This is a genomic window from Alcanivorax sp. DP30, from assembly GCF_009882945.1.
Classification (GTDB): domain Bacteria; phylum Pseudomonadota; class Gammaproteobacteria; order Pseudomonadales; family Alcanivoracaceae; genus Alcanivorax.
The window spans coordinates 307823-322509 of sequence record NZ_WTUY01000004.1 but is presented as its reverse complement, the minus strand read 5'-3'; the positions used below and the strand labels follow the sequence as shown (position 1 = coordinate 322509).

The window sequence follows — 14687 nt, the reverse complement described above, 5'->3', positions numbered from 1 at the left end:
CGAAAAAGAAAGGGCACCTTCGGGTGCCCTTTTTTGTGCGCGAGATCCACCCAGGATTTGCCGAAATAATTATGATTGCGGCTAATAATAAAATCTTAGGTGTGAGCAATGGCTTTGAAGTGGCGTCCTGTATGTCTGGGGCTGGGGTTGAGCCTGGTGTTGGGGGCCTGCGGGGGTGGCGGTGGTGGCGGAAGCAATTCTCCGTCGGAGGCGGTTGTGGATCCGTTGAGCCGTGCTCTGCAAACGGGAAACAGTGCGGGGCTGGATGACCGGACCTTGCTGGAAAAAGCGCTGGCAGAAATGGATCGCCTGAGCCTGGCTCAGCAAACCCTGGTCAGTGGTTTGGGTACCGGGGCGTTGAATTACTCAGTGCCCCAGAGCAGTCACTTTGTGCATGCCGCTTATGGCAACGGGTTCACCATCTTGCGTGGCAGTGACGATGGACAGTCACTGGCCAGCGCGGTGGCGTTCAATCGCAAGCGTGCTGCCGGGGTGGGATTTGAATTCTATCAGGATCGTTCCGGGCAGCTTGGTATTGATGCGTTCGGGCAGGGCTTGCTGGAATGGCTGGCGGGTGGTGATGTGCCAGTGGGTATCACGACAGCAGGTATTCAGAGTGGTGCCCTGACGGCGTGGCTGACTGAATCGTTTCCGCAGTCTCCGGTGCAGGCATGTCCGGCTGGCTTGCCCTCCAGCTGTCTGGATGGCGCGCAGGTGCTGATCATCAGCGACCGCCCGGAGGCCGGGGATGATGAGGCGCTAAAGGCATTGGCAACCCTTGCGTCCCAGCGAGGAGTGGGCGTGCTTTATGTGCATACCCGGGGGTGGGGTGATACCACATTGGGCCATGAGTTGTTGGCCCCTTTGGGATTATCGCTGGGTGGCTATGCTGGCAACTATTGGGTGCAGGACACCCTGGCATGGGGGAGTATGGCCGATATGCTGGCGGCCATGCAGTCGCAGGATTCCCTCAAGATAGCGCTTCAGCATTTTTATCATCATGATTTCCCGGTGAGTTTTGCCGGCTGTGTGTCCGGGCCGGCAAAGGGCAATTGCGATAATGATGCGGTGCTGAAAAGTGCTTTGCTGGATGGTGTCGGCGAATTGCGCAGCCAGCTCGGGACGCTGGATCGTGCCGGCACCCCATTGTTTGATCTGGAAGGACGCAAGCTACTTAAACTGCTGGTGTTGCTGGGTGATGTCTGGCGCAAGGAGATCACCTATCCGATGAAGAAGGAAACAGCACCGGTGGAGGATTTCCTCAGGGCGTTGTATGCCGATTACAGTGTCCACTATCTGCGCAATATTCAGCCTGCCCAGCCCGATCTGGGAAGCTTCAGTGCTCCCATGAGCACGGTGCCCGCCACCCTTGCCTTGACCCGCCAACGTGACGTTTCCGGAAGTCATTTTACTGCCCTTGGTGCCTATGCTCTGCCCGGTCAAACGGTGCGGGTAACCCGCCAGGACAGCAGCAATGCCACCATTGCGGTGCGTATCAATACCCAGCGCACCGGTTCCACCCGGTTGTGGTCGGAGTATAACCGGCCGCGTTTTCTTGCCTCCCCGGCCATGCCTTTGGCTGCTGGCGAAACGGTGCGCATTACTTCCCCATACGGTGGAACCCTGCAGCTGGTGCATAGTGAGACACCGGATCCGGTAACGGTGACGGTGCGTATGGAAGGGGTGGCACGCCAGCCGTTCCTGCAATACGGGCCGGGCATGGATCAGGTCGCGTTTGCGGGGGGGCTGCAAAACAGTGAGCTAACCTGGGCAGAAATTCGCACGCCGTTTGCGGAAGTGCACTCGCGACGTGATCGCATGAACCAGTCCATCAATGAATCCCGCTATGCGGGGGACAGCCAGACATTCCTGGATGACCTGTTTGAATATGTGCTGCGCGATGCCTATACGCTGGCCGGGTTCCAGGGCGAGGGCATTGCGCTTCCGGCGACGGTGGCTGCACGTTGTCAAAATCTGGGCTGGGATTGCAGTAGTGCCTCCATTCATTCACTGCCCAGTGTTCAACACATCAACGTTGACTGGTATGCCCATTGCGGTGCCGGGTGCAGTGGTAACCCCTACGATCAGTCGTGGGCGCTGGACCCTTACGGTTGGGGCGAGAGCCATGAGTTGGGCCATAACCTGCAGCGCGCCCTGCTGAATGTTTATGGCGGGCGTAGTGGTGAGGTATCCAACAACCTTTTCCCGCTACACAAGAACTGGCGTCTTCTCCAGGAACGTAGTGCCGATATGAGCAGCACCCGGCTTCAGTATCAGCAGGCATTCAACATTCTCAAGAATGGCGCCGGTAGCGGGGATGCGTTCCAGGCGGCGTATGACGGTATCTGGGCTGATGACAGTTACGCGGCCAATAACGGTTTGCGGATGGCATTCTACATTCAGCTGCCTCACCTGTGGGCCGAGGTGGTGGGTGATGATGCCCAGGCTTGGGACATCATCACCTTGCTCTATCTTGCAGAGCGTCAGTTCAGTCGCCTGAATGATAGCGATTGGGCCGCCCGCAAGGATGATTTTGGAATGGGAACGTTCGCAACCCGTCCGGACCTGAGCGGGAATGAATTCCTGCTGATTCTCAATAGCTTTCTGAGTGGCAGGGACCTGCGCCCATTATGGGATCAATGGGGGCTGGATTACGGCTCCGACGTGGAGGCACAGTTGGATGCACTGGCTCTGCCAGCCCAGGACGCGGTGATCTGGGTCGGCCCTGACAGCAATGATTGGTCTTTGGTACAGAAGGTGCCGGTGGCCAGCGACATGGCCTGGCCATTCTGACCAGGTTGGCGCTCACTGCCCGGGTGGGCGCCGTGCTACCATTCGCCTTTTATCAGGCGAGTGGCAGTAGCAATGACAGAGCAGACCGTGATCCGACTTCGCAAGAACGAAGAGCGACGACTCAAGGCAGGACACCTGTGGGTCTATGCCAATGAAATTGATACGCGTGAGACGCCGCTGAAAGACCTGCCCGTCGGGGCTGCCTGCGTGGTAGAGGATAGCCGGGGCAAGCCGCTGGGACGCGCCTTGCTGAGCCCTCACTCACTCATTGCGGCCCGCCTGTACAGCCGCGATGTGAAGCAGGAACTGTCACGGAGTTTTTTCAAGAAGCGTATCGAGCAGGCACTGTCCCTGCGCGACACCCTGTTCGACGTGCCCTGTTACCGATTGATCTTTGGCGAGGCCGATGGGCTGCCGGGGCTGGTGGTGGATCGCTTCAATGACGTGCTGGTGGTGCAGACGGGTTCCGGTGCCATGGAAGCGCATCTGGATGTGATCGTCAGTGCGCTGGATGCGGTGCTGAGCCCTTCCCATATCATTGCCAAGAACGAAGCCGCGGCTCGCGAAATTGAAGGCATGGAGCGTTATACCCGTGCACTCAAGGGTGAGATGCTGGAAGAAATTTCCCTGACTGAAAATGGTGCCAATTTTACTGCGCCTCTGGCCGAAGGCCAGAAGACCGGCTGGTTCTACGACCACCGGGCCGCGCGTCAGAAAATGTCTGCGCTGGCGAAAGGTGCGCGGGTGTTGGATGTGTTTTCCTACTGCGGTGGCTGGGGGGTGCAGGCCGCGTTGGCGGGCGCGGAATCGGTTACCTGTGTGGATGCGTCGGAAACAGCGATCGGCTATGTGCATCGTAATGCCGAACTGAATGGGGTGGGTGACACGGTGGGTTCCATTCAGGGGGATGCCTTTGCCGCCATGAAGCAGCTGATCGCCGATGGCGAAAAGTATGATCTGGTGGTGCTGGACCCGCCGGCATTTGTGAAGCGCAAAAAGGATTTCAAGAATGGCCTGGCGGGTTATCACGCCATTAACGAGCTGGCCATGCGGCTGGTGAAGCCGGGCGGCTATCTGATCTCTGCCTCCTGCTCCATGCACATGCCCGCGGACAAGCTGCTGGAGGTGATCCAGTCCAGCGCACGTCATATCGACCGCAATGTGCAGGTGATTGGTTATGAAGGCCAGGGGCCAGACCATCCGGTGCACCCGGCTATCCCGGAAACCTCGTACCTGAAGAGCTGGTTCTGCCGGGTGAACTTTAGCCAGTAGTTATCAACTACAGACTACGCGAGGATTGTAAGAACCCGAAAGGTTTCCCGGATTTTTCAGCTTTTCTGCAGCGCCGCTGTGGGAGCGTGCCTGCACGCGATCCGAGCCTAAGCGAGGCAGGGGTTTCTGAAGCAGGTTTAGGGCTGAAGGGGGTGTAGCGAATAAGATGCTGCTCCTGTAGCGGCTGAGATGTTGGTTTTGTATGCGGATGAACCCGGCCAGCTGAGGGAGAAATAAATGGAATTTACGCTGCTGTTTCTCGAACTTTTTCTGAAAGCCATGCGATTGGGTTTTCCGTTGCTGGCTTTCTTCTTTCTGATGATTACCTTGTTCGGGCAATGGGTGGGGCGGCTGGAAGGATGGTCACGTTTTGATGCGTTCTACTGGTCGTTCATTACCGCGCTGACGGTGGGTTATGGAGACTTTCGTCCCTCCAGTCGCAAAAGCAAGGTGCTGGCACTGGCGACCGCCACGGTGGGGATCATGTTCAGCGGGGTGTTTGTGGCGGTGACGGTGGCGGCTGCCACTGAGGCGTTCCATCGTTATATGCCGGGTGTCTCCGGCTAGCCGTGCCAAGGGGGCCTGCAGGCGCTTGCCTGCAAGCGATGCGGGCCGGGCTTTGGCGAGGGAATGGGCTTCGAGACGCGAAAGGCAAAAATGAGGCGCTCTGAAGTTCAGGTTTGTGCCACAGGCTCTTCTTGCTTTCCCCTTTCCCCTTTCCCCTTTCGCAGTCGCTGTGGCCGCTTGCAGGTATACCCTGAAGGGCACAGAAAACGCCTACAGAGAACGTCCCCGGATCACGAGTCTGAAATCTTTCCTTTTGATATAAAAAAGCCCGCACGGATTTCCGGGCGGGCTTTTTCGTGGTGCGTCATGGTTTATATGCTGCACAGTGCCTTTTTTGCGGCCGCATATTCCTCGGCCAGCCGAGCCACCGCATCGCCGGCACTCTGCACCGCCTCGATGGCACCAATGCCCTGACCGCAGCCCCAGATGTCTTTCCAGGCTTTCTTGTCGCTGTTGCCACCGGAACCGAAGTTCATGGCTGACGGATCGCTTTCCGGCAGGTTTTTCGGGTCCATGCCGGCATTGACGATGGAGGGGGCCAGGTAGTTGCCATGCACGCCGGTGAACAGGTTGCTATAGACGATATCCTTGGCGCTGCTATCCACGATCATCTGCTTGTAGGCCTGCTCTGCATTGGCCTCTTCAGTGGCAATAAACATGGAACCGATATAAGCCAGGTCGGCCCCCATGGCTTGCGCCGCCAGTACGGAGCGACCGTTGGCGATAGAGCCGGACAGGGCAATCGGGCCATCAAACCACTGGCGCAGTTCCTGGATCAGGGCGAAGGGGGATTGGGTGCCAGCATGACCGCCTGCACCGGAAGCCACGGCGATGAGGCCGTCGGCGCCCTTTTCGATGGCCTTGCGACCGAAGAAGTTATCGATGATGTCGTGCATCACGATACCGCCCCAACCATGCACCGCCTGGTTCACTTCCTCGCGGGCACCCAGGGAGGTAATCACCAGCGGCACCTTGTATTTCTCGCACAGCTCCAGGTCTTTCTCGAGACGATCATTGGAACGATGCACGATCTGGTTGACGGCGAAGGGGGCCGCAGGCTGATCGGGGTGATCCCGATCCCACTCGGCCAGTTCCTCGGTGATGCGGTGCAGCCACTCGTCCAGCTGGGACAGGGGGCGGGCATTCAGGGAGGGGAAGGAGCCAATCACCCCGGCCTTGCACTGGGCCAGCACCAGATCCGGGTTGGAAATGATGAACATGGGGGAACACATGACCGGCAGGCGGAGCCGGGAGGTAATGGATTCTGGCAGGGACATGGTGACTTTCCTCATACTGGGCCCGGGGACGGGCATATCATTTACGGTATAAATTTACACTGTACATCTTAAAGGTCAAGGGTGCTGATCGGTGGATGAGCGGAATGGTCAATCGGGCCCGGCTGACTCCGGAGGTGCTATTCGGTATTCCCCAGGGTTGGGGGATGCACCTTCATGCCGGCGTAAAGTGTTCGCATGATCTTTTCGCGCAGGGTGTCGCCATTCATGCCGCGCAGGCCGCTAGCCAGCTCCAGCACTACGATGCCATGCAGGGTGGCCCAGAACATATAACCGATCAACTGTGCGTCGCCCTCGAGCAGGCCGGCGGCAATCATTTCTTCCACATAATTGACCATGGCTTTCTGGGCGCGGGCGTTGGCGGCCTGCAGCTCCGGGTATTGCTCTTCATCCTGTTGGGCAAAGGCAAAGATCAGCTGGTAGGCGGCGGGGTAGGTCTTGGCAAAATCCACATAGGCATCGCCCACGGCGCGGCCCTTGCTGCGCGCATCCGGGGCATTGGCCACGGCAGTTTCCAGGGCACCGGAAAAACGGTTGAAGGCCTCGGCGCGGACGATAGCGAGGATCTCGTCCTTGTCGCGGAAGTAGCGATAGGGGGTCATGGGGCTGACGCCCACTTCGCTGGCAATTTGTCGCATGGTCACATTCTGCGGACCGCGTTCAATAAAAAGGCGGGTGGCCGCTTCGCAGACCGAGTGACGGAATTGGGCGATTTCGGCTTCGGTTTTCGCTTTTTTGGCCAAAACGGCGCTCCGGTGAAAGTTAACATATACAGTGTAAACAAAAAGGAACGGGCTGTAATGGACCGAAACGGCACGAAACTTGAAAGACTCTGTGTCCAGAAACAGCCAAGGAAGTACCGTGCCTCTTCCCCCGGATTTTATGCAGGCCCGTGTGGACTCGGTAAGAAACCGACTTAGTGTGCAGGTGTGCAGCCTGTATCAGGCGGATGTGGTCAACCAGACTCTGGCGATTGTTGCCACCAGTGGCCTGAACCAGAGTGTGCTGGGTGCCACCCTGACCTTTTCTCAGGGGCTCACCGGCAAGGTGGCTCGCTCCCGCAGCCCGGTAGTGGCGCGGGACATTCAGAACCACAAGGATTACTTTCACATCGACGGCTCCGACGAGGAGCATTACCGCAGCTATCTGGGTATTCCACTGGAATGTGACAGCGTGCTTTACGGGGTTCTGGTGGTTCAGACCGAGGCCTGCAAGACCTTCTTTCTGAAAGATATCCGCGAACTGCACAGTGCCGGCAAGGACTTGCTGGATGCGTTGATATTGAGTAAACAGCTTCGAGCTTCGAGTGATGAGCTGCGAGCGACAAACTAAAAACGAGAATGGGTTGTGGTTTGCTCAAAGCTCGTGGCTCGTAGCTGGTTTTCTCAGCTCGCCAGCCAGCTTAACGCATCCTTCTGCTCCGCCCATTCAAACACCCTCACTTCACCGGGGATGATGGCGCTGGCCTGGCTGACCAGTCTGGCGATCCAGTCGTGGCTCGTGACCACGGCGATCTTGTGCCAGCTGAGCGGATGTTTGAGGCCGAGCAGGGCATCCTGCAGCAAGGCGCCGGCGGAAAAGGATTCGAAGGCCGGGCCCAGTTCATACAGGAAATTGATCTGGTGATGGTCGCTCAGCGCGGCCTCGATGGCCGGGATCAGGACCTCTTTGTAGTCACTGGCGGTCAGTTCTCCGTGGCCACTGACGCCCACGGTATCCTCGGGCAGATTGTCGATGCGTTCCAGCATGGTGTGTCTCCTTTCCTTGGGTGACGACGTTGCTCTGGTTATCATGCCACGATAACTGGCAAGGGATCTCGCTCGTGACTCACATTTTAATTGTTGATGATGAACCGCGCATTGCGGAGCCGCTGATGTTTGCGCTGCAGCGGGAGCACTTCACTGTGAGTCATGTGCTGTTGGGTGAGGAGGCGCTGAGCCGGCTGGCTTTCGGCAAGGTGGACCTCATGGTGCTGGATGTGGGGCTGCCGGATATCAATGGTTTCGAGGTGCTCAAACGGTTGCGACAGAGCAGCGATATCCCTGTCCTGTTCCTCACCGCCCGCCAGGAAGAAGTGGACCGGATTCTGGGTATCGAACTGGGCGGCGATGACTATGTCACCAAGCCGTTCAGCCCCCGGGAAGTGGTGGCGCGTATTCGTGCCATTCTCAAACGGCTATCGCCTCGAGCGCCGGCCTCTTTCTGGCAAGTGGATGAAGCGGGGGCACGGATTCTCTGCCAGGGAGAAGCGCTGGCGTTGACGCGTTCCGAGTACCGGATCCTGTCGGCCATGATTCAGCACCCCGGTCAGGTATTCAGTCGGGCTCACCTGCTGGATATCTGTGACAGCGATGAAGACAGCTTTGAACGCAGCGTGGATACCCACATCAAGACCCTGCGGGCCAAGCTCAAGCCATTGCAGGCGGACACCCTGATCGCCACCCGGCGTGGTATCGGCTATTACCTGGAGCGCCCGTGAAACTCGGTCAGCGGTTGCTGCTTTTCTATTTCCTGATTCTCGGTGTGCTGGGCTGGTTCGTGCTGGATATGGTGTTCAGCCAGGCCAAGCCGCTGGTGCGTCAGTCGGCGGAAGAAACCCTGGTGGATGCGGCAAATCTGCTGGCAGAAATGGTGGCGGTGGATGCGCAGAATGGGGCCGTCGTCATTACCCCCAAGTTGCGTGAAGCGCTGCAGCGTTACGCCGTGCGTACCCCGGACGCGGACATCTGGGGTATGAGGAAAGGCACTATTCATACACATGTGTATATCACCGGGCCAGACGGCAAGGTGTTGTTTGATTCCCGGGGTCGCGACGAAGGCGAAGATTTCTCCCGCTGGAACGATGTGTATCTGACCCTGCAAGGCAGTTATGGCGCCCGTACCACGCGCAGTGATCCTGACGACCCTTCCACGTCGGTGATGTATGTGGCCGCGCCCATTCGCGATGCCGGCAGCCTGATTGGGGTTATCAGTCTGGGCAAGGCCGGGCGATCTATCGAACCTTTCATCCAGCGGGCGGAGCGGCGCCTGATGCTCTACGGCAGTGGTGTGTTGCTATTCTGTCTGGTACTGGGCGGGTTGCTGGTGTGGTGGCTGAGCCAGCGGGTGAAGCGGTTGCAGCGTTATGCCGAAGCGGTGGCGGCGGGGGAGCGAGCCTCGCCTCCGCAATTCCGTGGCAGGGACGAGATTCGAGCCCTGGCGGATTCGGTCACCGCCATGCGCCGCAAGCTGGAGGATCGCTCGCGGCTGGAAGAGAACGTGACCATGCTGACCCATGAAATGAAAAGCCCGCTGGCAGCCATTCGTGGTGCCGGTGAAATTCTGGCTGACGAAATTCATGATCCGGAGCTGGAACGATTTACGGACAACGTGGTGCACGAAAGCGTACGCCTCAGTGATTTGCTTGATCGCTTGCTGGCCATGGCGAGACTGGAAAAGCTGGAAAGTTTGCCGGCACAGAAACAGCAGGTGGATGTCGGTGCCATGGTGCAGCAGTGGCAAGCCAGCCGTTATGCGTTGCTGGCAGAGAAACGCTTGTCATTGAAGGTTGAGGGTGGCGCCTTGAATGCGGAACCTGAAACGCTGCAGTTGGCGCTGTTCAATCTGCTGGATAATGCCCTGCGTTTTGCGGAGCCAGGATCTGATCTTGTGGTCCGGGTAAAAGGGGCTGCGTTGCAGGTGGAAAACTGCGGCCCGCGAATTCCGGACTATGCGCTTTCCCGTGTCACCGAACGGTTCTACTCTCTGCCTGCCCCGGATCAGGAAAAAAGTTCCGGCCTGGGTCTGGCCATGGTTCAGGAAATTGCCAGCCTGCACGACGGCACCCTGAAGGTAGAAAACACCGTCGATGGTGTGGTGGTGTCACTGTTTTTATAGCCTCAAGCGACAAGCGACAAGGAAAGTCAAAAGCAAGGCGGAAGAGGGCAGGGATTTACTGGTTTACTGTGTGTGCCTGCACACGAATAACATCGGGTGAAATCAACGGTAATCGTCTGCAGGCAGACTCCCACACAGGGCCGCCTGTGCCTTTTTGATCCCTTCGGTTTTGAGCTCGAAGCTCGTAGCTGTCCTTTCCCCACACAATCCCCACAAAACCCTCCCATTCCTTCTTCATCCTTTCCATCAATCAATGAGGGAGAGGAACCATGCGAAACAGTCTGTTATTGAAAATGCTCACTATCGCCGGGTTGATGCTGGTGTTGGTGGTGCCGTTGATGATGATCCAGGGCAAGGTACGCGATCGTAGCAATGAGGCCTGGCATGTAAAGAACGAGATCGCCCGCCAGGTCAGTGGCGAGCAGTTGATCAGTGGGCCGGTGTTGGTGGTGCCACGAATCCGTCGTTATCTGACAGAGAAATCCGATTGCGAGGCGCCGAAGGATTGTCGGGTTGAGCGACACCGACGCATTATGGAAAGTGCCATTCCGGATACCCTGAGCGTTGATGGTGAACTGCAGACGCAAATGCGTTATCGCGGTATTTACGGAACGCCGGTGTATCGCAGTTTGCTGCAACTGGAAGCCGTTTTCCCGGCCAGCTGGAACCGGATGCAATCGCCAGAGCAGGTGGTTTCATCGGATGCCCCTCTGCTGGTTATGCAGGTCGCGGATTTGCGTGGTTTGGTGGAGCGTCCGCAGATTTTCGTCAACGATGTGGCGTTGCCGCTGGTGGAAACGGAGCAGCTTCCTTCCGGATTGGGAGATGGCGCAGTGGCCGTGCAATTGCCGAAAAATATCCACGGCGCCTTTACGGTAAAGGTGCGCCTGAATCTGAATGGCACGGAATCCCTGGCGGCGTTGCCGCTGGCCAAGGAAACCCGTATGGCTCTGCGTGCAGATTGGCCGCATCCCAGCTTTGAAGGGTTGGTGTTGCCTGTGGAAAGAGAGGTGCGCGCGGACGGATTCTCCAGTCAATGGCGCACCAACAGTCTGGCCGCGGCCAGTGCCATTCATTGTGCCGGCGGCAATGGCTTGTGCAGTGAGCCGGATCAGGCACTGCGGGTAAGGCTGGTGCAGCCAGTCACTGGGCTTCTCTCAAGTGAAAGAGCGCTGAAGTATTCCTTTCTGATTGTCGGTCTGACCTTTGCGGCTTTCTTCCTGTTTGAAGTGCTGCGTCGCTATCCGCTGCACGCGATGCAGTATCTGTTGGTGGGGCTGGCGCTGGCCATGTTCTATCTGCTGTTGGTGGCGCTGAGCGAACATGTGGATTTTATCTGGGCGTATTTGTCGGCAGCGTTGTCATGCTGTGCACTGATAGGTGTCTACCTGATGGCAGTGATGCGCTCACCGGTTTCCGGCTGGGGATTTGCCGGTAGCTTGCTGTTGGTGCAGGGACTGATCTACGGGATTCTCATGGCCGAAGACTATGCGTTGCTGCTTGGGGCCATGTTGTTGTTCGCTGCCCTGTCGGTGGTGATGCTGGTCACCCGAAAACTGGACTGGTACGGCTTTGCCGCAGGACGATCCAGCGAGAAGCCGGCAGCTGCCGATGGGCTGGAAACATGAAGCGGGCGGTCCGGGTGACGATCCATGCCCTGCTGATGAGATCACGACAACAGCCCGGGTGTTCAGAGTGGTTGCTGTGTCAGGCATTACGCCTGGCGCAGCAGGCACTGGCACTGCGCGCAGATGATCGCGATGCGATTCGATGTCTTGGCATGGTGTGGTGGCGGCTCGGTGCGAAGCAGCGGGGGCAAGACTTGTTGAGGCTGCACGGATCGGGACAGGGCAGCCATTCGCAGAGTTTGACACTCTGCAGCTGAACGACGGTGTTGGGTGCAGATCGCGAGTAACGACAGGCGCACCCCAGGGATACTCCCGGGGTTTTCGCGTGTTGCCTGCTGCGCTAAGCAGTCAGCATTGTTCAATGCATCGCCTGTCGTAACGGCGGCTCCTGCTGGTGAATACTCAGGATCAGTTGATCTTCCAGGGCGAAACGCTCTTCCAGGGTTTGCATTAACTGGCTGATGCGTTGTGGCAGGGCTGATTTCAGATCGGCATTGCGCTCGGGATTCTCGAAGTCCGCATTGAAGGCCAGCGCTTCGTCGGTGGAATTGTCCAGCTGACGCAGGATGTGCTGGGTGAGAGCGGGATTTTCGCGATGGAAATGGCGGGCTTCGTTGACCAGTTCGCGGTACACCTCAAAGTAGCCGGCGCTGATGTAGTCCATCAATAATTCGCAGAACTGCTGCAACTGTTTGTGCCGGGGCTGCTGGGGACTGAAGCCTCGAATGCCCTGCAATGTGCAGAGCAGTACGATCAGTTGCTGGCGTTCATCCAGCCAGGCTTTGACCAGGGTTTCGATGCGTTGCCATTGTTCGATGGCTGCCGTTGAGGTGCTCGCCATTGTGTGTCCTCCTTAGTGGAATGGCTGAGTGATGACGCTGTGCCGTTTTCCCTACGGGCTATCGAGACTAGGCTGTCGGTACGGGAGATCGCAATGGGCAGAATGGGGCGTGATACTTTGCCGAACGGCTTGATCGGAAAAAACAGAGAGCGGTCAGGAACTTGCCGCTAAAGACGAATTTTTTATAACCAGAGAGGTTTTTGTGCTTGTGAGGCCGGGGCCGGGAAAGTGTGTCCCGGCGCACAGCTCAGGAGAGGAATCCGGCAATCCAGGGCCAGATCCAGGGCAAGGCCAGGGCGGTGACCAGTCCGCACAGACCCAGCGCCAGGCCACTGAAAGCACCGGCTTTTTCACCATATTCAAAGGCGCGTGCAGTACCGATGGCATGGGCAACCAGGCCCAGCGCGAAGCCGCGGATGCGATCATCATTCACTTTCAGCAAGCGGAACACCGGTCCCGCTGCCAGCGCCCCGACGATGCCGGTGATGGCTACGGCGCCGGCGACAAGCGATTCCGAGCCGCCGGTGGATTTCACCACTTCCACAGCAATGGGGGTGGTGATGGATTTGGGGGCCAGGGAAGCGATCACATCCTGCGGCGCACCCAGCCACCAGGCCAGGCCCACGGAAATGCCTGCGGCAATGAAGGCGCCAATCACGGTGGCGATGATAATGGGGGTGAGTACGCTGCGCACGGTATGCAGCTGGCGATACAGGGGCCAGGCCAGGGCCACCGTGGCAGGGCCCAGCAGGAAGGCGATCAGGGTGGTTTGCTCGCGGTATTCTTCGTAGTTCACGCCCACCAGGGGCAGTACCACAATCACCGGGATGGAGGCCACCAGGAAGGGGTGAAACAGGGGCAGGCTATTGCTTTTGCCGTACACCCACAGGGCAAAACGGTAGCTGATCAGGGTCAGCAGAATGCCGAACAGGGGGGTGTGCACCAGACCTGCCAGGCCGTGCATTTCAGTGTCCATGGCCGTCGCCTCCCTTTTCCCGATGCTTGCCGCCCATCAGGAGCTTGAGCATGAGCGTGACCAGCACAAGGCTGAGCAGGGTGCCGCCCACCACGGCCACGACCAGGGCCAGGGCGTTGTCCTGATAGCGGTCCCACTGCAACACGATGCCCACACCCAGCGGAAAGATCAGCAGACTGATGTGCTTGATCAGGGCGCCGGCGGCCGGGGCGACTCGCTGGCTGAAGGGGGCGTTAAGCAGCAATGCGAGCAGCAACAACACCATGCCCAGTACGGGGGCAGGTAGTGGGAGGCCGGTGAGGCGAATGACCACTTCACCGAGGAACTGAAAAAACAGCAGAATCAGGAGGCCGTCGATCATGGTCAATCAGCGTGGCAGAGGGCGGAACAGCTGAATCAATGCCACCAGTAACAGACCGGAAAAGACCACCAGCGACCAGGCCGGCAGACTCAGGCCGAGAAAGCTCCAGTCCAGCTCGGCACATTCGCCGGAGCCGGCCAGCACCTGTTGGACCACGTTCTGCAGGGGGAAGACGTCGAGCATGTATTCCAGGCCGGGACCACAGGCGGGCACCTGATCCGGCGGCAGGTTCTGCAGCCAGATATGGCGGATGGAAACCGCGCCGCCGCCGATGGCGGCCAGGGCGGTGAGTACGGCGTAGATGCGAACGCCAATCCGTTTCGGGCCATGCACGGCGGCCACCAGCAATATCAGGGCGGCGGCAATGACCCCCACGCGCTGGAAAATGCACAACGGGCAGGGTTCCAGGCCATCCACATGTTGCAGATAGAGGGCGCCAGCCATGGCAAAAATGCAGGCCAGCAGGGCAAGCAGGTTAAGCAGTCGCGGAGCAGGGATGATGGACGTCATGGTGGGCTCTTTCATTCGTTGACGCCGGAAGGTTAGGGAAAAGCACCGGTGGCGGCAAGGCTGGAGCGATAATGGGGCGTGACGCAACGGCGGGCGTGTGGCTTTGTGTGAGTCCGAAAGGTGGGCATATCTCGCTGTCGTACGCTTGCTTCCCCAGAAACTGGCAGGCAGACGCGAGGAGGCTGGCTGCAGCTCAGGCCTGACGGGCCGGGCTGGTGTGGTGGTTACGTTCGTTCCAGGCATCCATACCGGCTTCCCAGCCCTGATACCACCATTGGGTGAGCGGATCGTCGGCCATATAAGGGCAGCGGTTGCTGTCACCCCCGCCCAGTCCCCACATGCAGCCTTGATTGTAGGCTTTCTTCCGTTGTTGCTGGTTCGGATTCATGCTGAATCTCCCTGATCCATGCTTTGAGACTAGCATTGGCGGTGATGTTGCATAGGGGAATAGCGCGAATTTTTGTAGTGAATGCGACGTAAAGTGCAACAACGTGTACGGGTGGTCATGGGGAGTGTGACAGGGGCCCCGGGGGCAAGGCATGGGGAGTCGCAGATTTCGGGTAATGAG

Annotated in this window: 15 protein-coding genes; 7 read left to right on the top strand and 8 right to left on the bottom strand. The window is 58.5% G+C overall.

Translation table 11 applies throughout. From position 1 onward, the window contains the following. Positions 1–108: 108 nt before the first annotated feature. The 3 genes from GQF00_RS07775 (at position 109) to GQF00_RS07765 (ending at position 4632) form a co-directional block, all read left to right on the top strand. Positions 109–2793, top strand: coding sequence for an ImpA family metalloprotease (locus GQF00_RS07775; RefSeq protein ID WP_161318603.1), 2685 nt, complete (start codon positions 109–111; stop codon positions 2791–2793). Between the two features lie 72 nt (positions 2794–2865). After that, positions 2866–4065: a class I SAM-dependent rRNA methyltransferase gene (locus GQF00_RS07770; protein ID WP_161318602.1), complete on the top strand. Its 1200-nt coding sequence runs from the start codon at positions 2866–2868 to the stop codon at positions 4063–4065. Positions 4066–4302: 237 nt separating this feature from the next. Next, positions 4303–4632: a potassium channel family protein gene (locus GQF00_RS07765; RefSeq protein ID WP_161318601.1), complete on the top strand. Its 330-nt coding sequence runs from the start codon at positions 4303–4305 to the stop codon at positions 4630–4632. A 311-nt stretch (positions 4633–4943) separates the two neighbouring features. Here GQF00_RS07765 and GQF00_RS07760 read toward each other — a convergent pair whose 3' ends face one another. Together GQF00_RS07760 and GQF00_RS07755 are read right to left on the bottom strand one after the other, a co-directional pair. Next, positions 4944–5909: a nitronate monooxygenase family protein gene (locus tag GQF00_RS07760; protein ID WP_161318600.1), complete on the bottom strand. Its 966-nt coding sequence runs from the start codon at positions 5907–5909 to the stop codon at positions 4944–4946. A 137-nt stretch (positions 5910–6046) separates the two neighbouring features. Further along, positions 6047–6670 (bottom strand): TetR/AcrR family transcriptional regulator, encoded by a 624-nt coding sequence (locus GQF00_RS07755; protein ID WP_161318599.1) that lies wholly within the window; start codon positions 6668–6670, stop codon positions 6047–6049. Between the two features lie 118 nt (positions 6671–6788). Between GQF00_RS07755 and GQF00_RS07750 the strand changes: the two genes are divergently transcribed. Next, a complete protein-coding gene (locus GQF00_RS07750; protein ID WP_161318598.1) occupies positions 6789–7259 on the top strand; it encodes a GAF domain-containing protein in 471 nt (156 codons plus the stop codon). 53 nt (positions 7260–7312) lie between these two features. Here the strand turns inward: GQF00_RS07750 and GQF00_RS07745 are convergent, their stop codons facing one another. Further along, positions 7313–7675, bottom strand: coding sequence for an STAS/SEC14 domain-containing protein (locus GQF00_RS07745; protein WP_161318597.1), 363 nt, complete (start codon positions 7673–7675; stop codon positions 7313–7315). Between the two features lie 74 nt (positions 7676–7749). On the opposite strand from GQF00_RS07745, the gene creB reads away from it, so the two are divergent. From creB to creD, 3 genes are all read left to right on the top strand, one after another. Continuing rightward, positions 7750–8406, top strand: a complete 657-nt coding sequence (gene creB / locus GQF00_RS07740; protein ID WP_161318596.1) for a two-component system response regulator CreB — start codon at positions 7750–7752, stop codon at positions 8404–8406. Continuing rightward, positions 8403–9803: a two-component system sensor histidine kinase CreC gene (creC, locus tag GQF00_RS07735; protein WP_161318595.1), complete on the top strand. Its 1401-nt coding sequence runs from the start codon at positions 8403–8405 to the stop codon at positions 9801–9803. Before creB ends, creC begins: the two co-directional genes overlap by 4 nt. A 269-nt stretch (positions 9804–10072) precedes the next feature. Next, a complete protein-coding gene (creD, locus tag GQF00_RS07730; protein WP_161318594.1) occupies positions 10073–11431 on the top strand; it encodes a cell envelope integrity protein CreD in 1359 nt (452 codons plus the stop codon). Positions 11432–11789: 358 nt separating this feature from the next. On the opposite strand, the gene rsd is transcribed toward creD, so the two are convergent. The 5 genes from rsd to GQF00_RS07705 all read right to left on the bottom strand — a co-directional run bounded on the left by rsd (position 11790) and on the right by GQF00_RS07705 (position 14507). Next, on the bottom strand, positions 11790–12272 hold the full coding sequence (rsd, locus tag GQF00_RS07725) for a sigma D regulator (protein WP_161318593.1): 483 nt from the start codon (positions 12270–12272) through the stop codon (positions 11790–11792). Positions 12273–12519: 247 nt separating this feature from the next. Further along, the gene (locus tag GQF00_RS07720; RefSeq protein WP_237440436.1) at positions 12520–13248 is read right to left on the bottom strand and encodes an LrgB family protein; all 729 of its coding nucleotides are present in this window, start codon (positions 13246–13248) and stop codon (positions 12520–12522) included. After that, the gene (locus tag GQF00_RS07715) at positions 13238–13609 is read right to left on the bottom strand and encodes a CidA/LrgA family protein (RefSeq protein WP_161318592.1); all 372 of its coding nucleotides are present in this window, start codon (positions 13607–13609) and stop codon (positions 13238–13240) included. The genes GQF00_RS07720 and GQF00_RS07715 overlap by 11 nt, the downstream gene beginning before the upstream one ends. Before the next feature lie 6 nt (positions 13610–13615). Continuing rightward, on the bottom strand, positions 13616–14119 hold the full coding sequence (locus GQF00_RS07710) for a disulfide bond formation protein B (protein WP_161318591.1): 504 nt from the start codon (positions 14117–14119) through the stop codon (positions 13616–13618). A 193-nt stretch (positions 14120–14312) separates the two neighbouring features. Beyond that, entirely contained in the window at positions 14313–14507 is a 195-nt protein-coding gene (locus GQF00_RS07705; RefSeq protein ID WP_161318590.1) for a ribosome modulation factor, read from the bottom strand. Between the last annotated feature and the right edge of the window lie 180 nt (positions 14508–14687).